Genomic DNA, 16091 nt, shown 5'->3' with positions numbered 1-16091 from the left:
CCGGGCGGCGCGGCGCCGCGCCGCGTCATCGCCTACTGGCCCAGGGCGGACAGTCTGTTGACCGTGCCCAGCGACCCTGTAAGGGCAGCAATCGTCTTGTCCCATTGGGTGAACGGCGCCTCGGTGACATACAGAAGGTCGCCGTCGCGGATCTGGAAATCCCGTGCCATGAACATGCCGTTCGGTTGTGTCAGGTCCATCACGTAGACCATGCGCTGCGGCCCCGTCAGCCCCGGACGCCCCAGCACTTGCTCCGCTATCCCCTCGGGTTCGCTGCGAAAAACGAATACGCCCGTGGGGTCGGCGGCGTTTGATCGCAGGCCGCCCGCCTGCGCGATCGCCTCGATCCCCGACAGCGTCGGCGTCTCGAACTTGATCACCGATTGCGTGCCCGTCGCCCCCATCACGGTAAAGGCACGGCTGTCTTCCTCGATCAGGATCCGGTCGCCGTTGCGCAGGGCAATGTCGTGGCGCGGGTCGTCAAAGATGTCCTGGAACCAGATTTTTGAACGCATGTTGCCCCGGATCACCGTGACCTGCGCCACCTCGGGGGCAATTCCGATCCCCCCCGCCGCCGCGATCATCGCCGACAGCGTCCGCGTCGGTCGCGTGATCGAATACACCCCCTGGCCCGCGACAGACCCGATCAGGGTCACGCTGGCACCGTCACCGGCCTCGCGGCGGACCTCGACCTGCGGGTCGGGCGTCTGGTCGGCCAGCTTTTCGGTGATGATCCGCCGGATCGCCTCGGGTGTGTTGCCGGCGGCCAGCACGCGCCCGGCATAGGGCACGAAGATGAAGCCGTCGCCATCCACCTGCACCGCGTCCAGCTGGGTAAAGTTGATGCCCTGGTTCGACAACAGCCCGTCATCGACGTTTTCCCAGATGGTCAGGCTCAGCGTGTCTCCGGCGCGGATGGTGTCCGACCCCAGCATCGCGGCATCGCGAAACCCGGCGGAAAAGCCGAGGGCTGGCGTCACCGCCGTGGCACGGATGACCCGGTCGTTGATGGCCACGACGTGGGCGTTGCCGCTGCGTTCGACGGATCCGGCATAGATCTCGCGCTTGCTGGGACCGACACGCGGCAGGATCGCACAGGCCGAGATCGCCGTCATCACACCCGCCATCGCGGCGTACCGAATCCAGCGGGGCGCTCTGTGTGTCACTGCTCAGTCTCCTCGGTCCAGGTCGGACGGACGTGTTTTGAGAAAACGCTACACAAGCAGAGGTTTAAAAGCCAGCATTCGCTATGCCTCGTCCCGATGGACGATTCGCAACTGTTGCCGCGGCGCCGCGGTTCCCGATTTCAGGGCATCGTAGGGATCATCCTCCGCCAGCATCATGTCGACCACCTGGCGCAGCAGTTGCCGTCGGGCACGCCCGGCGTAGAACCCACCGGCGATCTGGCTGGTTTCCAGCATGAAACGGCGGAAATCCTGGTAGGCGCGGCGATCCGGCCGCACCGCCCCGGCAAAAAAGGCGTCCAGCGGCTGGGTCGACACGAACTCGGGCTTGGCATAGACGGCCGCCCCGAACGTCTTCAGCGGAATGCCCCGGTACAGCACCTGCTGGCCACTGGTCGAATTCACCGTCACGGCGCTGCGCGTATCGGCCAGCAGCTGCGCCAGCTTGCCGCCACGCAGGTAATGCACGCGCCCCTTCAGGCCCAGGGCCCGCGCCATGCGGCGGATGTCCTGGCGCAGGGCGACGCGGCCATCCTCCAGCGGGTGCGCCTTGATGACCAGGTGGTGATGGCGCGGCGCCTCGTCCGCGAACCCGCGCATCACCACCTCGATGAACTCGGTCATCGTGGCAAAGGGCGAATGCGCCCGGAACGAGCTGTCATGTTCCAGCTGCAACAGCGCCAGGTGATAGGGAAAACCGCCGCGCCGGATCCTGAACGACGCGATGCTCCGTTCCAACGCGCTGAACGGCATCTTGACCAGACGCCGCAGGTACAACATGAATTCCGCCGTCACGGGCAGGTCGCGGTGCGGCGCGAAATGCCGGTAGGGGCGGTTCCAGAACATCACGAACCAATGGTACAGCGCGCCGTAAAAGACATGCTCGCGCAGGTTGCCCCACCGCGCCGGGGGCAGGGGGGCATCTATGTCCGACAGTGCCAGCATCTGTCGCATGGTGTCGACCGACATCTCCATCAGCCGCGAATTGCCGTTCGACCCGCCGCGTTCGTAGGTCACCCAGTAGGGCCGCATGTAGCCCTCCTCGAACACATGCACGCGCAGGCTGCGGGCCCGTGCCCGCGTGATCGCCTCGGAATGCACGCGGCGGGTGTCGCCGTACAGCACGATATCGGTGATCGCCTTGTCCGTCAGGATCGTGTCGCAGGCCGCCGACCAGCCGCTTACCTGGTCACGATAGGGGATATAGCTGGCGCGATGCGGCCAGAACGCGCTGTCACCGGCATTGAAACCGACACGCCACACGTCGGCACCCGCCAGCCGCAACATCCGGGCAAGCTGGTGAAAGAAAGGGCCATGCGGCCCCTGCAGGAACAGGAAAACCCGGTGTTCCGCGGGGGTATCGCTCATGCGTCTGTCCTTTTGGCTATTCGTGTGGCTCTTCGTTTGGGTGCCCGTTTGGCTGTTGATCCCCGTTTGGTTGTTGATCCCGGTGTGTCTGTTGGTGCCCTTGTGTCTGTTGATCCCCGCGTGGCTACGCGTGTTTGGGCGCGGCGCGGGGCGTGCGAAATCATGCGACTGGCTGAAATATGACCTATCGTATCCTGCGATAAGGTAAAGCCTGCTTGCGGGGCCTTGGTCTTGGCGCTAGGCCAAAGGGCAGAGTTCAAACGAGGCTGCTCATGTTCACAGGAATCGTCACCGATATCGGCACAATTCGCGCGCTGGAAAAACGCGGCGACCTCAAGGCGCGGATTGCATGCAGCTATGACATGGGCGGCGTCGACCTGGGGGCGTCCATCGCCTGCAATGGCGTCTGCCTGACCGTGGTGGACATGGGCGACGACTGGTTCGACGTCGATATCAGCGCGGAAACCCTGTCGAAATCCAACCTGTCGGGCTGGGCCACGGGGGGGCGCGTCAATCTGGAACGCCCGCTCAAGGTCGGGGACGAACTCGGCGGCCACATCGTCTCGGGCCATGTCGATGGCGTGGCCGAGCTGCTGTCGCTGAGCGAGGAGGGCGACAGCACCCGCGTGCTGTTCCGCGCCCCCGGTGAGCTGGCCCGATTCATCGCGCCGAAAGGGTCGGTTGCCCTGAACGGCACCTCGCTGACGGTGAACGAGGTTCAGGGCGATACCTTCGGCGTGAACATGATCCCGCACACCAAGGCGGTCACCACCTGGGGCGACGCGGCCGTCGGGGATCTGATCAACCTCGAGGTCGACACCATGGCGCGCTACGTTGCCCGCCTGCAAGAGGCCTCGGCCCGACCTTGATCACTGACGATGATGACTGGCTGCCCGGTGCGGGGCACAATCAGGGCCCCGTCTCGCAGGCCGGTCGCCGTGCGCGCATCCTTGCCTGGAAACAGGCGCTGGATGATCGCACCGAAACCGAGCGGTCGCCCGAGGTGGTGCGGCGCCGCGTGAAACGGGCCCGCGAACTGGGCCTGTCCTACGCGGTCTATGCCTCGATCCACATGACGGCGGGGCGCGATATCGGGGCCTATCTGTTTTCGTCCAACGCGCTCGGGGTCTTTGCCAATGGCGGCCCGCCCCCGGCAAAGGTCACGGCCCGCCTCGCCGCGCTTCAGGGCGTGCGCCGCATCGGCCTTGCCGTGCCGCCGCTGACGCCCGATCAACTGGCCGAACGGGTGCCGGCCCTCGATGCGGTGTTTGCCGCGCCCGCGCCCTATGGGGGCAACGCCGCAATGCGCCAGGCGCTGGCGCTGGCGCAGGGCAAGATGCCGGCGGCGTCGATCGTGGCGGTAACCGCCCTCCCGCGAGAGGACGAATGGGTGATGGCGGGGCGTCTCGGTGGCGTCCTGCGCGCGGACAGCCTGTTCGGCTAGGCCGCGCGCCCCCTTTCCCGTTCCTGCCCTTTGCCGTTCCGGTGCCCGCCCGCCCGCCCGTGCGCCTTCGCCTTCCCGGGCCAGGGCCGCATCGCCGCACACCGCGGTCACAGCGCCGCACAGCAATTGTCCATATCCGCACCGTCCGACAGGCTGGCGTTCGCCGTTGACCTGCGTTATCTGCGAATGGCGTCAAGAAGGAAGCCACAGATGTCCGAAAGCGCCAGCTACGAAAATGCCGGTCCCGTCGAAGAAAGCTGGTCCGATGCGATCAGTTCCATCGAGGAGATCATCGAGGATGCCCGCAACGGTCGGATGTTCATCCTCGTCGATCACGAGGATCGCGAAAACGAAGGCGATCTGGTCATCCCCGCCCAGATGGCCACGCCCGAGGCGATCAACTTCATGGCGACCCACGGTCGCGGGCTGATCTGCCTGTCCTTGACCGGCCAGCGCGTCGACCAGCTCGGCCTGCCGCTGATGGCCTCGCAGAACTCCTCGCGTCACGAGACGAACTTTACCGTGTCGATCGAGGCCCGAGAGGGCGTCTCGACCGGGATTTCCGCCCATGACCGCGCCCGCACCGTGGCCGTCGCCATCGACTCCGGCAAGGGCCAGCAGGACATCGCGACACCGGGGCACGTCTTTCCCCTGCGCGCCCGCGAAGGCGGCGTGCTGGTACGCGCCGGCCATACCGAAGCCGCGGTCGACGTGTCGCGCCTGGCCGGGCTGAACCCCGCCGGTGTGATCTGCGAGATCATGAACGAAGACGGCACCATGTCGCGCCTGCCCGAACTGATCGCCTTCGCGCAACGCTTCGGCCTCAAGATCGGCACGATCTCCGACCTGATCGCCTATCGCCGCCGCCACGACAACCTGGTCCGTGTCGAAAGCGAACAGCAGATCGAATCCGAATTCGGCGGCACCTGGACGCTGAAGATCTATGTCGATGAAACGCAAGGCGCCGAACATATCGTGCTGATCAAGGGCGACATCTCGGGCGACGAACCCGTGATGGTGCGGATGCACGCCCTCGACCCGCTTCAGGATGTCGTCGGCTCCGGCCCCGCGGGCCGCGCCGACGAATTCCGCGACGCCATGCAGATGGTGGCCGGGGCAGGGCGCGGCGTCGTCGTGCTGCTGCGCGACCTGCACATGAAGCTGGCGACGGCGGGCGGCGGCGTTTCGCCCCACACCTTGCGCCAATACGGGCTGGGCGCGCAGATCCTTACCTCGCTCGGACTGTCCAAGCTGATCCTGCTGACCAACTCGCCGCAACCCAATGTCGTCGGGCTCGAGGCTTACGGCCTTGAAATCACCGGCACCCAGAAGATCGGAGGCTGAGCCATGGCCGCAGCTGAACAGCACTACTCCATGCCCCGTGGCAGCGTCGACAAACCCACCAGGGTGCTGATCGTCGTCGCCCCCTACTACCGCGACATCGCCGACCAGATGATCGCGGGGGCGCAGGCTGAAATCACCGCCTGGGGCGCCACACATGAGCTGATCGAAGTGCCCGGCGCGCTCGAGGTGCCGACAGCCATCGCCATGGCGGGCCGGATGTCGAACTACGATGCCTATGTCGCCCTCGGCTGCGTCATCCGGGGCGAGACGACGCATTACGACACGGTCTGCAACGACAGCTCGCGCGGGCTCACGCTGCTGGGCCTTCAGGGGCTTTGCATCGGCAACGGCATCCTGACGGTCGAAAACCGCGACCAGGCCCTGGTGCGTGCCAGGACCGACGATCAGAACAAGGGCGGCGGCGCGGCTGCTGCGGCCTTGCATCTCCTCGCGCTTTCGCGCAAATGGGGCGCTCCGAAAAGCGGCGTCGGATTCCGGCCCGCGACCGAGGAATATCGTCTCGCCGGTGGAGAAACCTCCGTCTGAGGCACCTGACCCGATAGGCCCACCGATGACCGACGACACTCAGATCCCGCAGCCCGCTGCACCCTCCGGCAACCAGAAGCGCAAGATGCGCTCTGCTTCGCGTCTCTATGCCGTGCAGGCCCTGTTCCAGATGGAGGCCGCGGGCCAGACCGTCGACAAGGTGATCCACGAATTCGAGGAGCACCGCTTTGGCGCCACCTACGAGGGCGACGAGATGGCCGAGGGCGACTTTGACCTGTTCCGCAAGACCATGCGCGATGCGGTGAACTGGCAGGCCAAGATCGACCAGATGACCGACCGTGCGCTGGTCGCCAAATGGCCCATCGCCCGCATCGATCCGACCCTGCGCGCCCTGTTCCGCGCCGCGGGTGCCGAGATGATCGAAGGCGTCGCACCGCCCAAGGTCGTCATCGTCGAATATGTCGACGTGACCAAGGCGTTCTTCCCCGAAACCAAAGAGCCGAAGTTCGTCAACGCCGTCCTCGACCACATGGCGCGCGAGGCCAAGCCCGAAGCGTTCTGAACCCGACGCCGGTAAACCGCCAGGGGCCTCGCGGATCGCGGGGCCTTTCCTGATTCCGGCGCATGACCGGCCCGGTAAAGCGGCGCAGGTCCACCGTGCGCCCACCATGCGCCCACCGTGCGCCCACCATGCGCCCACCGTCGCCCGGTAAAAGCCCGACCTGTCAAACGACAGCGGCGCCCGAAATCCTCCGTTGCCCTATCCCCGGCCCTGCTTCAGGCCGCCCGATCCGGTGACGAAACCCCCTCCCGCAGGGGCGATAATGTCGGGCGGGGTGCCTCGGTCCGGCGTTTTCCGAAACCCCGCGCTGCGGGAACATCCTTCCACCCAACGCGCATCGGGCCTGATCGCTGTTCCTATCTTGCAGGGCTCACTTTTCTTTCGCGGAACGACGTGCCAGATCCATGGCAAATAAGGAGTTTCCAAATGGCCCTTTTGCGTCGTCTCACCCTCTCTGCTGTCCTCTCTGCCGCCCTCGCGTTCGGCAGTCAGCCCGTCCTTGCGCAGGACACTGTCACACTGGAAATCGGCTATATGCCGATCCTTCCCGATGCCCAGCTCTTCGTCACGCTTGAAGAAGGCTGGATGCAAGAGGCCGGGATCGACGCCGACCTCGTGCAATTCCAGGAAGGCCCCGCCATGGTGCAGGCCCTTCTGGCCGGTCAGCTCGACGTGGCCTATTTCGGCATCGGCCCCGCCATGGTGGCGCGCGCCCGTGGTGCCGACATCAAGGTCGTCGCCTCCAACGTGATCGAGCAGATCTCGGTTGTCGCCCTCGGTGACCTGGCCCCCTATTTCGACGAAGGCGACACCGCGACGGCCTTTGAACGCTTTGCCGCCGACCATGGCCGCAAACCCGTGATCTCGACCTTCCCGCGCGGATCGGTGCCGGAAACCGTGCTGCAATACTGGCTGACCAAGGGGCTTCAGATCGACCCGTCCCAGGTCGAAATCATTGCTCAGGGCGCCGCCCAGGTGCAGCAGGCGCTTTTGACCGGTGCCGTTGATGGCGCGGCGATCCTGGAACCCGTCGTCAGTTCCGTTCTGGCGCAGGATCCCGACGCCCGTGTCGTCGCCGCAGGCTCGCAGCTGTTTGCGAACCAGCCCGGGGCGGTGCTGGCGGTGCGCGAAGGCGTGCTGGCCGATCATGGCGATCAGATCGCGGCGCTGGTGGCCGCACATGTCCGCGCGACCGAGATGCTGGTGAATGACGCCGAGGCGGCGACGCCGCTGGTTGCCAAGTACGTCGGCGGTGGCCGCATGGATCCCGCGATCATCCAGGCGGCGATCGAACGCACCGGCGCATCCTTCGTGGCCGATCCCAACCGGATCGTCGACGGCACCCGCGTCATGCACGATTTCCAGGCCGAGCAGGGCACCCTCAAGCAGCCCGTCGACCTCGACGCGCTCTTCGACCTCTCGGTCTATGACAGCATCGCGGGGAACTGACATTGGCCCTGCTGTCCCCTGACGGGCAGTCCGCTGCCGGGCGGCCTTCTTCCGACCGGCAGCCGTCCTCCGCGCCGCAGCCTTCCGGCCGGCCGTCGTCTGATCGGCGGTGGCGCCGCGCCCTGATGGGGCTGGCAGGGCTGGTGCTGTTCATCGGGCTGTGGAAATCCGCCCAGGCCTTCGGCTGGATGCGCCCGGGCACGGTGCCCGATCCCTTCCGTTTGCCCGCCGCCTTTCTTGACGAATGGCGCACCGACCGGCTGCTGCCCGCCATCGGGTCCAGCATGATCCATTATGTCTGGGGCCTGGGGCTGGGCAGCCTGGCGGGCGTCCTGGTCGGGTTCCTGTCCGCAACCAGCCGCACGTTCGACGACCTGCACGGCTGGGTGGCCCGCATCCTGCGCCCGATCCCGCCGCTGGCCTGGGTCATCTTTGCCATCGCCTGGTTCAAGGTCAGCCACGCCGGGGCGGCCTTCGTGATCTCCATCGGGGTGTTCTGGGTCAACTACTTCGCCACCGCCTCTGCCGTGCGCAACCTCGACCCGCGCCTGGGCGAACTGGCCCGCGCCTTCGGTCACGGCAGCTTCCTGCGCCGCCACTGGACGGTGACCCTGCCCGGCGCGGCACCCGGCATCTTTTCCGGTCTGCGCACGGGCGTCGGACAGGCGTGGATGACCCTGATCGCGGCGGAACTGCTGGGCGTGCCGGGCATGGGCCAGGAAATGAACGCTGCTGCCGGGGTCGGGGCCTATGACGCGGTGGTGGTCTACATGCTGGCGATTTCGCTGGTCTACAGTCTCAGCGACTGGGTCTTCGGCCTGGTCGAAGGAAGGATCCTGAAATGGCGCCCATCCTGAACGCACAGGGCATCGGCCTCAGCTTTCCCGGCGCGCCGCACCCGGTGCTGCAAGGCTTCGACCTGGTGGTCGAGCCGGGCGAATTCGTCGCGATCGTCGGCAGCTCCGGCGTGGGCAAGTCGACGCTGCTGCGGGTCGTCGCAGGCCTGGTCGCCCCCGACACGGGCACGGTGACGGTCACCACCTCCGAAGCACCGGACCGCCGCCGTCGTGCCATCGTCTTTCAGGATGGCCGCCTGATGCCCTGGCGCGATCTGCGCGCCAATATCGGCTACGGGCTCGAGGGGCTCAAGGTGTCCGCCGCCACCCGGCGCGCGCGCGTCGACGACGTGCTGGAACTGACCGGCCTCAGCCATCTGGCGGACCGCTATCCGCACCAGCTCTCGGGCGGGCAGATCCAGCGGGGCGGCATTGCGCGCGCACTCGCGGTGCAACCTGACCTGTTGCTGATGGACGAACCCTTTTCGGCCGTCGATGCCCTGACCCGCGAAAGCCTCCAGGACGAGGTGCTGCGCCTCTGGCAGGCCAGCGGCAAGGCGGTGCTTTTCGTCACCCACGATATTGCCGAGGCCGCCTTTCTGGCGGATCGTGTCATCGTGCTGGCCGGCAGCCCGGCGGGCATCGTCCTGGACGAACATATCGCCCTTGCCCGCCCGCGCGACCGCGCGGACCCGGCACTGGACGCCATCGGAAAACGCATCGGAGCCGCCCTGTGACCCCCATCAGCCTGCTCATTCACGCGCCCGAACCCGACGCATTGGCACGTGCGCGCAACAACGCCCGCAACCTGCTGAAGGCCGCGCCCGACGCCCGCTGCGAGATCGTGGTGAACGCCGCCGCCGTGGCCGCGGCGCTGGAACACCCCGACCCCGAGACGGATGCGCTGTTGCGGATCTGCGGCAATACGCTTGCAAGAACGGGCCGCAGCGCCCCCGAAGGCCTGACAGTTGTCACCGCCGCCGTCCTGCATCTGGCCGAACGCCAGCGCGACGGGTGGCAATACATGCGGGCCTGACACAGCCCACCAGCGCCCCCCCAAACGGCCCCCCGGTCCCACCGGGGCCTCTCGCCTCCCTCTTCTGGCCTTCCTCTGGCCTCCCCCACCTCGCGGTTGCGCTACGACAGCGCCTCGGCAACGCGCAACAGCATCTTCATCGCGTCGGGAGAGGCTGCCGCCTGCGCCAGACGCTCTGTTTCCTGAACGGCCTGATGCGCCTTGCTAAGGGTTTCACGTCCCGACCGGCTCAGCTGCGTGCGCTGAATGCGGCCATGGTCGCTATCCGGGGTCCGCTCGATCAGGGCGGCGCGCTCCAGCTTGACCAACATGGATTGCATGGTTTGCGGCGTCACGAAGGCGCGCCGCGCCAGCTGGGCGTTGGACGCCCCCGGTTCCGCCTCCAGGCTGCACAGCACGTTGTACTGCGGCGCCGTCAGGCCAAACGCCTTCAGCCGCCTGTCCATGTGCAGGCGCAGCGCCTGTTGGGCGCGCTTCAAGGCATAGCCCAGCGACTCGTGCGGGGTGAAGGGCACGTCATTTTCGGGTGGTGGCATCTTTCAGCTTTCAATATCAGTGGGCTTATATTATATCAGTCCCCTGATATTAATGTCATAGCCGACGGAACACAATCGACATGCCCCACTCCACCGAACCCCACTCCACACAACCCCACCTCATCGGCCCCGACTTCATCGGTATTCAGGTGGCCGACCTCGACGCCGCCCGCGCCTTCTATACGCAGATCGTCGGATTGACCCCGGCGCCCTTCGCGCCCCCGGGCGCGGTGGTTTTCGATACAAGGCCGATCCCCTTTGCCGTGCGCACCCCCGTCGTTGACCTCGGGGCGACCCGCCCGCTCGGCCACGGCATTGCCCTGTGGTTCGGCTGCGACGACGCCGACGCGCTGCACGCACATCTCCAGACCCGGGGCGTTACCATCGCCTTCGCCCCCAAGGATGGCCCCTTCGGTCGCTACTTCGCCTTTCAGGATCCCTTCGGCTATACGATCACCGCACATACCGCGGAACAGGCGGGCCGGGCGCCGGATGGGCCAAAGTCATGACCTGCTGGATCGGCATCGCCTCGGCTGACCATGTACAGGGCGGTGTCGACGGTGGCTTTGCCCAGCTGGGCCACGGCAGGCACGACGCGGTCAAGGCGCTGCGAAAGGGCGATTGGCTGGCCTATTATGCCCCGCGCCAGGGCATGGGAACGGGCGCGCCGGTTCAGGCCTTTACCGCGATAGGCCGCGTCACCTCAGACGCGCCATATCATGCCACGCAGGCCATGGGGTTCCATCCCTACCGGGTCGACGTGGCCTATCTGCCCGGGGCCCGCCCCGCGCCCATCCGCCCGCTTCTGGACAGGCTGGACCTGACGCGGGATCATCCCGGCAACTGGGGGCTTTTGCTGCGCGGGCCAAAGCGGCGGATCTCGGTCGATGACATGCGCCGGATTGCCGAAGCGATGGGGGTCCCGTCGCGCGACCTCGATCTGGGCGCGTGATCCCGCGCCCGCATCCTCGCCGCTCGACCCGCGCCGCGCGGCACCGGAAAGGAAAGCGATGTGGCGCATGATGGTGGCCCTGTCGTTGGCCGTTGCCGCCGCCCAATCGCAACAGGCCGCGACGGTCCGCCCGACGCGCACAAGTCGCGCCCTGTGCCTCCCTCCGTGCCTCCCTCTGTGCCGCCTTCTGTGCCGCGATGCCCTCTGCACCGCCCACTGTTCCGCCTTCCGTGCATCTGCCCAGACCAGCCTGCCAAAGACCGCGTGCCCCGGCAGGGTCCGTCGTCGTCTCGGCCAGTCCGCGCGCCAGCTTGCCCCGGCGCCTGACCGTCGCGGGCCCAGACGCAGCGCGGCGCGGGGATATTCCCCGGTGGCCCACTCCCGTACCTGATCCAGCCTGGCACACGGCGGGCGCGACCTCGGCTCCGGGTGCCGCCCGCGCTGTGCGCCGACGGGTCGTGCTCCTCCGCTGCCTTGACACCGCACGCTGCCTTAACCCGGCCCGGGGCGGGCGGCCTGCACCGTTCAGATACCGTACAGATACCGTTCGGATACCGACGTTCGGATTTCGGCCATTCGCCTTGTTTCCCTGGCATATCGCGCCGAGTCGCCGCGCGCTGCGACCGACGTCGCACCGACACCCTGCGCGCAGCGTTAACCATTGCAGATGAAACCATTGCCCACGCGCAGCCGGGCGTCAGCGCAGCCGCCGTCGCATCAGCCGTCTCCGGGGGCGCCACCGCCACGGGCGGCTTGTGCGATAGAGTCGGGGGAAAGTGGCGGGCCCGCAACGCAACCGTTTGGTTAGTGCATTCCCGAGGACCTGATGATCAGGTGGGCGCCAGGTAACCGGACCAGGGCCCGGACAGAGCCAGCTCCCTCGGATTTGCTTAAGGCCACCGGAATGTAACCGTTCACGAGAAGGGCAGCACCCGCCTCAGCATCAGTTAGGCGTTTGCAGGCAACCCGGCAAGGGGGCGCCGTATCGAATTTTGCAAATTCGTTTCGCCGGTGATCGTCAAAGGCGTGGCTCAAGCGTTGGAAATGGCGGGCAAGGTCTTGATTTGTCGATCAAAGACGCGCCATCGGTTCCGTCAGCAGGCCGTAGTCCTCCAGCTCCTCAGGCTCCAGCAGGTAGATCTCGTCGGGCGGGGTGACCAGGGCGTGGGTCATGATCATCGTGTCCACCCCCATGTCATCCAGGTATTGCATCACCAACCCTTGCCCGCGCTGTACATCCGACACTGCGGTAAAGGCCGGAAGCAGCGTGTTTTCCCCGAAATAATGCTGATGCACGCCAATTCTCGCGCCCGGTTCGGCCATGCGTCGGGTGCCCGCCGCCAGCAGATAGGGGCAGGCCGACAGGCAGACGTCGCTGGCCCGAAGGGCGGTGTCCAGCCCGCTTTGGCGCAGGTGTCGGCCCAGCCTCAGGGCATCCCCAACCGACCCGCCGGGAGAGTTCAGCAACACGCGCGTCGGCACCGGCGCAGGCGTGCCCTCGGGTGTCCCTTCTATCGGCGTCTCGGGGTCCGCCGCGGCCTCCATCTGGCGGATGATCCTGTCCGCATCTCCCGGTGCGATGGTGCCGATCAGCCGCCAGTCAGCACCCTCGCGGCGCAGCACCAACCGGTCCGGCATCGGCCCACTCGGCGCGCTGTCCGGCCCGGCGGGTTGGGTGGCTGGCAGGTCGCGCGGATCATAGCGCCGCGTCTGATCGCCGGGCGAGGTTGGCAGCTGAAATTCGGGCGCCCTCGGGCCCCAGCCGGGCAGGCGCAGCCCCTCGCTCAGATCCCCGGCAAACAGCAATGCACACAGGCCCAGCTGAAAGATCAGCACGCCCGCCATGATACGCGAAACCGGGGCCTTGGGCGCCCGATGACGGCGCTGGCGGCGCGTCCCGCCAGGGCTCTCATCCGCTTGATTCCTGCCCGCCAGGACGGGGTCCTCGGGGTCATCGCCAGCGGTGCGGCCGGTGCGCATGTCCCGATCCCGGCCTGTCCCTGAACCGATGCCTGGGCGCTGCGCTGCGTCCTCGGTCATGGGGTTTTCCCGCGCCCTTCACCAAGGGCCGTGTCGACATCGCGCGCCGCCACCAGGGCCGCGCGCAACTCAGCGATTGTCATTCGATCCTCGATCGGTGCGGTCTCACGCCCCGACCGGATCGCCGTCTGCGTGACAGCCAGGATCAGCACCAGTACGGCCGGCAACAGGTCGATGGCGATCGCCCCGGCCCAGCTGGGAATAAAGTTCCCGGCATAGCGGATGACGGCATCTGCCGCCGATATCGGTGTATATGTGACCTCCGGGGCAGGGGTCATGGCCAGCACTTCGGAGGCTGCCTGCTCCAAGGTGGTGGCGCGCTGTTGCAACACGCCCAGCACCGAGGTGATGGTCGCCCCCTGCGCGCCGCGCGTCGTCTCGTTCGCGCCGTCCAGTTCAGGCAGGACAACCGAGGCCGCCAGATCCTGCGCCGCGCGGGCGACCAGCGGCGCGACGGACAACTGCCGCATCTGTGCAATGATGCCGGCCAGTTCGACCGCCTGCTCCGAAAAGTCGACGGAGCGGGCCTCGACCGGGCCGGGTTCGACGGTCAGGGCGCGCATACGGCTCAACAGCGCGTTGCCCTCGGCAAAGGCCGCCTCGACCAAGGGCCCTTGTGCCTCGATCTGCGATTGCAGGGCGGCCAGTTCCTCTGATTTCTGGCGCAACACGCGAAACACCGCACCGCGCCCGGCAAAGCCAGACAGACCGCCTGAGGCTTCTTGCTCAGACAGGTCGGCAAAGCTTTGCTGAGTGCGCGACACGTCACGTTCAAGTGCCTGCGCCGACAGCGCAATTTCATGAGCCCGCTCAAGCGAGACCTGATAGTCCTGAACGGTTTCGGCCAGGTGCTGTTCGACGGCCGCACCCCCCGCCAGCGCCGCCGCATTCAACCAGGACGACATCGCGATGATGGCCAGCGACCCAAGGCCCATGGCCCCCAGCAGACCCGCACGCGACCGCGCCGTGCGCATCGCGGGGAACAGCCGCATCATGTAGGACCAGAACACGAAAATCCCCGTCGACACGGCCACCGCATAGGCAATCGCCGCAAAGGCCAGCATCGGCCCGTCGCCATCCAGAAGCGAGCTGACCCCGAGGTAGGTGTAGATGCCTGACGCAACCGACAGAACGCCAAGCGCCGCCCCTGTGAACGTCTCGAGGTAGGCCAGGTGTCCTTCCAGTTCCCGTGCCATTCGTGCGCCACGATCCGTGACAGGCCGCTGCGCGGGCGCCGTGGAATGCAACGGAGTGCCATCAGGCAGCAGGGGGGCGGGTGGCGGCGTGTCATCTGGGGTCAAGGGCTTCTCCTGCTCGGGCGCGCCGGACGGCGCTCAGACACAGATAGAGGCAAAGTGGCACAACACCACCGGCACTTGCGTTTGTTCACGCAATGTTCAAGACTCGGCCCATGCCAGTTACAACTTTTGTCCCCGATCCCTCCGCACCGCAGCCCGGCCAGCTTCTGGCACGCGGTGTCTGTCGTCTGCTTGCCACCCACGATTTCGCCTGCCTTGAGGAGTTCGTGCCTGAACGCGGCAAGCGTGTCGATGTCATGGCTGTCGGACCCAAGGGCGCGCTTTGGGTGGTCGAGTGCAAGTCCAGCCGGGCCGATTTCATGTCCGATGCCAAATGGCAGGGCTACCTGGACTGGTGCGACCGATTCTTCTGGGCAGTCGACGCCGAATTCCCGCTGGACCTTTTGCCAGAGGCCAGCGGCCTGATCATTGCAGATGCCTACGGTGGGGAAATCGTGCGGATGCCGGACGAACAGAAACTGGCCGGGGCACGGCGCGCGGCGATGACGCGCAAGTTTGCCCGCGACGCCGCGCGGCGCCTTCAGGGGGTTCGCGATCCGCGGATCTGATACAGCGATAGAGGGCACGGCGCATGTGCTCTGTGGGCCGTGGCGCCGTGCCGATATGCCTTAACGGCGTTTCTTCTTGCTGACAGAGGCCGCAGCCTGCGCTGCAGCGCGCAGTTCCTCAGCGATTTCGAGCGCCTCTTCAGGTTCGAAATCCATTGGAATTTCCGTGCTGCCAGCTTCAATGAACAGGCGGACCATGCCGGAATCGGTCGGGCCGATTTGCAGGTTCGCTTCGATGTCGCGTTCAGTGTCGATGCCCATGGCGGTTCTCCGAAAATAATCACGGATCGCTACAGCCCCGCGCCCCTTTTTGCAAGGGAAAGCGCCGGGCCCAAAGGGACCGCGCCACACCAGCAGACACCGGGCCAGGGCGGGAATCAATCGCCTTCGCAGTCCTTCAGCGCGCGGGGAGTTCGTCTCCGCTCACCTGCCGCGAAACATGACTTTGCAGGGTGGCGACATTTTCCACTTTCTGCCTCTTGCATTCACCGGCCGGCCTCGGTAAGTCACCCCCCACGTGCCGCCTTAGCTCAGTTGGTTAGAGCGCTGGATTGTGGATCCAGAGGTCCCCCGTTCAAGCCGGGGAGGCGGTACCATAAAAACCATCCCGAAAATTTGGCTGTCTGCTTTCACCGCGCTCGCACGCGCTGGCTAAAATGCTGCGACCGGCGATGGCCGACAGTTGCGAACCGGCGATGGAAATCAGGACATGGCGCATATCAACAAGGTCATCCGATCGATCAATCTCGCGGGCGAATGTCTGTGCGTTGATATTTTCATGCGCCCCGATGGCAGCTACGGATTCGACGAATATCGTCGCGACCCCGAAGACGGGCGCGGTTGGTACGCAATCGGGCATCACGGATCGGCCCGGTTCGACACGGCGGACGAAGCCTTGCAAGGCGCGCGACATTGCATTGCCTGGCTGGCAGGTGCCTTGCCGGATTAGGGTCGCGGCGCTTTGGC

Annotated in this window: 19 protein-coding genes and 1 tRNA gene; 14 read left to right on the top strand and 6 right to left on the bottom strand. The window is 66.4% G+C overall.

Features of this window, described 5'->3' with window-relative positions; translation table 11 throughout:
- Positions 1-32: 32 nt before the first annotated feature.
- Complete coding sequence (locus tag DL237_RS08755) at positions 33-1127, bottom strand: polysaccharide biosynthesis/export family protein (RefSeq protein WP_456107157.1); 1095 nt, start codon at positions 1125-1127, stop codon at positions 33-35.
- Positions 1128-1247: 120 nt separating this feature from the next.
- Complete coding sequence (locus tag DL237_RS08750) at positions 1248-2552, bottom strand: capsule biosynthesis protein (protein ID WP_119398666.1); 1305 nt, start codon at positions 2550-2552, stop codon at positions 1248-1250.
- Between the two features lie 272 nt (positions 2553-2824).
- Here DL237_RS08750 and DL237_RS08740 point away from each other — a divergent pair, with 272 nt between their 5' ends.
- From DL237_RS08740 to DL237_RS08700, 9 genes are all read left to right on the top strand, one after another.
- Positions 2825-3421: a riboflavin synthase gene (locus tag DL237_RS08740; RefSeq protein ID WP_119398664.1), complete on the top strand. Its 597-nt coding sequence runs from the start codon at positions 2825-2827 to the stop codon at positions 3419-3421.
- Positions 3418-3996: a hypothetical protein gene (locus DL237_RS08735; RefSeq protein WP_119398663.1), complete on the top strand. Its 579-nt coding sequence runs from the start codon at positions 3418-3420 to the stop codon at positions 3994-3996. Before DL237_RS08740 ends, DL237_RS08735 begins: the two co-directional genes overlap by 4 nt.
- Before the next feature lie 210 nt (positions 3997-4206).
- Entirely contained in the window at positions 4207-5340 is a 1134-nt protein-coding gene (gene ribB / locus DL237_RS08730) for a 3,4-dihydroxy-2-butanone-4-phosphate synthase (RefSeq protein WP_119398662.1), read from the top strand.
- Positions 5341-5343: 3 nt separating this feature from the next.
- Complete coding sequence (locus tag DL237_RS08725) at positions 5344-5886, top strand: 6,7-dimethyl-8-ribityllumazine synthase (RefSeq protein ID WP_119398661.1); 543 nt, start codon at positions 5344-5346, stop codon at positions 5884-5886.
- A gap of 25 nt (positions 5887-5911) precedes the next feature.
- Positions 5912-6409 carry a transcription antitermination factor NusB gene (gene nusB / locus DL237_RS08720; RefSeq protein WP_119398660.1) on the top strand — a complete coding sequence of 166 codons (498 nt, stop codon included), beginning with the start codon at positions 5912-5914 and terminating at the stop codon, positions 6407-6409.
- A 426-nt stretch (positions 6410-6835) separates the two neighbouring features.
- Entirely contained in the window at positions 6836-7858 is a 1023-nt protein-coding gene (locus tag DL237_RS08715) for an ABC transporter substrate-binding protein (protein ID WP_119398659.1), read from the top strand.
- Positions 7859-7983: 125 nt separating this feature from the next.
- Complete coding sequence (locus DL237_RS08710; protein WP_119398658.1) at positions 7984-8715, top strand: ABC transporter permease; 732 nt, start codon at positions 7984-7986, stop codon at positions 8713-8715.
- Positions 8700-9431, top strand: a complete 732-nt coding sequence (locus tag DL237_RS08705; RefSeq protein WP_119398657.1) for an ABC transporter ATP-binding protein — start codon at positions 8700-8702, stop codon at positions 9429-9431. Before DL237_RS08710 ends, DL237_RS08705 begins: the two co-directional genes overlap by 16 nt.
- Positions 9428-9730, top strand: a complete 303-nt coding sequence (locus tag DL237_RS08700) for a DsrE family protein (protein ID WP_119398656.1) — start codon at positions 9428-9430, stop codon at positions 9728-9730. The genes DL237_RS08705 and DL237_RS08700 overlap by 4 nt, the downstream gene beginning before the upstream one ends.
- A 101-nt stretch (positions 9731-9831) precedes the next feature.
- Here DL237_RS08700 and DL237_RS08695 read toward each other — a convergent pair whose 3' ends face one another.
- On the bottom strand, positions 9832-10266 hold the full coding sequence (locus tag DL237_RS08695) for a MarR family winged helix-turn-helix transcriptional regulator (RefSeq protein ID WP_119398655.1): 435 nt from the start codon (positions 10264-10266) through the stop codon (positions 9832-9834).
- Between the two features lie 80 nt (positions 10267-10346).
- Between DL237_RS08695 and DL237_RS08690 the strand changes: the two genes are divergently transcribed.
- Both DL237_RS08690 and DL237_RS08685 read left to right on the top strand, forming a co-directional pair.
- Positions 10347-10775 (top strand): VOC family protein, encoded by a 429-nt coding sequence (locus tag DL237_RS08690; protein WP_119398654.1) that lies wholly within the window; start codon positions 10347-10349, stop codon positions 10773-10775.
- The gene (locus tag DL237_RS08685) at positions 10772-11218 is read left to right on the top strand and encodes an EVE domain-containing protein (RefSeq protein ID WP_119398653.1); all 447 of its coding nucleotides are present in this window, start codon (positions 10772-10774) and stop codon (positions 11216-11218) included. Before DL237_RS08690 ends, DL237_RS08685 begins: the two co-directional genes overlap by 4 nt.
- A gap of 1071 nt (positions 11219-12289) precedes the next feature.
- On the opposite strand, the gene DL237_RS08680 is transcribed toward DL237_RS08685, so the two are convergent.
- Together DL237_RS08680 and DL237_RS08675 are read right to left on the bottom strand one after the other, a co-directional pair.
- The gene (locus tag DL237_RS08680; protein ID WP_119398727.1) at positions 12290-13063 is read right to left on the bottom strand and encodes a COG3904 family protein; all 774 of its coding nucleotides are present in this window, start codon (positions 13061-13063) and stop codon (positions 12290-12292) included.
- A 191-nt stretch (positions 13064-13254) separates the two neighbouring features.
- Positions 13255-14454, bottom strand: coding sequence for an AAA family ATPase (locus DL237_RS08675; RefSeq protein WP_119398652.1), 1200 nt, complete (start codon positions 14452-14454; stop codon positions 13255-13257).
- A gap of 215 nt (positions 14455-14669) precedes the next feature.
- Between DL237_RS08675 and DL237_RS08670 the strand changes: the two genes are divergently transcribed.
- Positions 14670-15125 carry an MmcB family DNA repair protein gene (locus DL237_RS08670; protein WP_119398651.1) on the top strand — a complete coding sequence of 152 codons (456 nt, stop codon included), beginning with the start codon at positions 14670-14672 and terminating at the stop codon, positions 15123-15125.
- A gap of 60 nt (positions 15126-15185) precedes the next feature.
- On the opposite strand, the gene DL237_RS08665 is transcribed toward DL237_RS08670, so the two are convergent.
- Positions 15186-15386: a DUF6324 family protein gene (locus DL237_RS08665; RefSeq protein WP_119398650.1), complete on the bottom strand. Its 201-nt coding sequence runs from the start codon at positions 15384-15386 to the stop codon at positions 15186-15188.
- 258 nt (positions 15387-15644) lie between these two features.
- Here DL237_RS08665 and DL237_RS08660 point away from each other — a divergent pair.
- Positions 15645-15721 (top strand) — tRNA-His (locus tag DL237_RS08660).
- Positions 15722-15834: 113 nt separating this feature from the next.
- Complete coding sequence (locus DL237_RS08655) at positions 15835-16074, top strand: hypothetical protein (RefSeq protein ID WP_119398649.1); 240 nt, start codon at positions 15835-15837, stop codon at positions 16072-16074.
- The last annotated feature ends 17 nt before the right edge of the window (positions 16075-16091 follow it).

The organism is Pseudooceanicola sediminis (assembly GCF_003575965.1).
Lineage (GTDB): Bacteria > Pseudomonadota > Alphaproteobacteria > Rhodobacterales > Rhodobacteraceae > Pseudooceanicola > Pseudooceanicola sediminis.
Note: the sequence above shows the minus strand (reverse complement) of the source record. Positions and strands in the feature narration are given on the sequence as shown.

What these genes read in the sequence shown, in the direction of transcription:
- DL237_RS08715 (WP_119398659.1), top strand. Translation starts at nt 6,836, where the DNA reads ATGGCCCTTTTGCGTCGTCTCACCCTCTCTGCTGTCCTCTCTGCCGCC.
- DL237_RS08655 (WP_119398649.1), top strand. Translation starts at nt 15,835, where the DNA reads ATGGCGCATATCAACAAGGTCATCCGATCGATCAATCTCGCGGGCGAA.
- DL237_RS08740 (WP_119398664.1), top strand. Translation starts at nt 2,825, where the DNA reads ATGTTCACAGGAATCGTCACCGATATCGGCACAATTCGCGCGCTGGAA.
- DL237_RS08710 (WP_119398658.1), top strand. Translation starts at nt 7,984, where the DNA reads ATGGGGCTGGCAGGGCTGGTGCTGTTCATCGGGCTGTGGAAATCCGCC.
- ribB (WP_119398662.1), top strand. Translation starts at nt 4,207, where the DNA reads ATGTCCGAAAGCGCCAGCTACGAAAATGCCGGTCCCGTCGAAGAAAGC.
- DL237_RS08750 (WP_119398666.1), bottom strand. Translation starts at nt 2,552, where the DNA reads ATGAGCGATACCCCCGCGGAACACCGGGTTTTCCTGTTCCTGCAGGGG.
- DL237_RS08665 (WP_119398650.1), bottom strand. Translation starts at nt 15,386, where the DNA reads ATGGGCATCGACACTGAACGCGACATCGAAGCGAACCTGCAAATCGGC.
- DL237_RS08685 (WP_119398653.1), top strand. Translation starts at nt 10,772, where the DNA reads ATGACCTGCTGGATCGGCATCGCCTCGGCTGACCATGTACAGGGCGGT.
- DL237_RS08695 (WP_119398655.1), bottom strand. Translation starts at nt 10,266, where the DNA reads ATGCCACCACCCGAAAATGACGTGCCCTTCACCCCGCACGAGTCGCTG.
- DL237_RS08675 (WP_119398652.1), bottom strand. Translation starts at nt 14,454, where the DNA reads ATGGCACGGGAACTGGAAGGACACCTGGCCTACCTCGAGACGTTCACA.
- DL237_RS08705 (WP_119398657.1), top strand. Translation starts at nt 8,700, where the DNA reads ATGGCGCCCATCCTGAACGCACAGGGCATCGGCCTCAGCTTTCCCGGC.
- DL237_RS08680 (WP_119398727.1), bottom strand. Translation starts at nt 13,063, where the DNA reads ATGGCGGGCGTGCTGATCTTTCAGCTGGGCCTGTGTGCATTGCTGTTT.
- DL237_RS08670 (WP_119398651.1), top strand. Translation starts at nt 14,670, where the DNA reads ATGCCAGTTACAACTTTTGTCCCCGATCCCTCCGCACCGCAGCCCGGC.
- DL237_RS08690 (WP_119398654.1), top strand. Translation starts at nt 10,347, where the DNA reads ATGCCCCACTCCACCGAACCCCACTCCACACAACCCCACCTCATCGGC.
- DL237_RS08725 (WP_119398661.1), top strand. Translation starts at nt 5,344, where the DNA reads ATGGCCGCAGCTGAACAGCACTACTCCATGCCCCGTGGCAGCGTCGAC.
- nusB (WP_119398660.1), top strand. Translation starts at nt 5,912, where the DNA reads ATGACCGACGACACTCAGATCCCGCAGCCCGCTGCACCCTCCGGCAAC.
- DL237_RS08755 (WP_456107157.1), bottom strand. Translation starts at nt 1,127, where the DNA reads ATGGCGGGTGTGATGACGGCGATCTCGGCCTGTGCGATCCTGCCGCGT.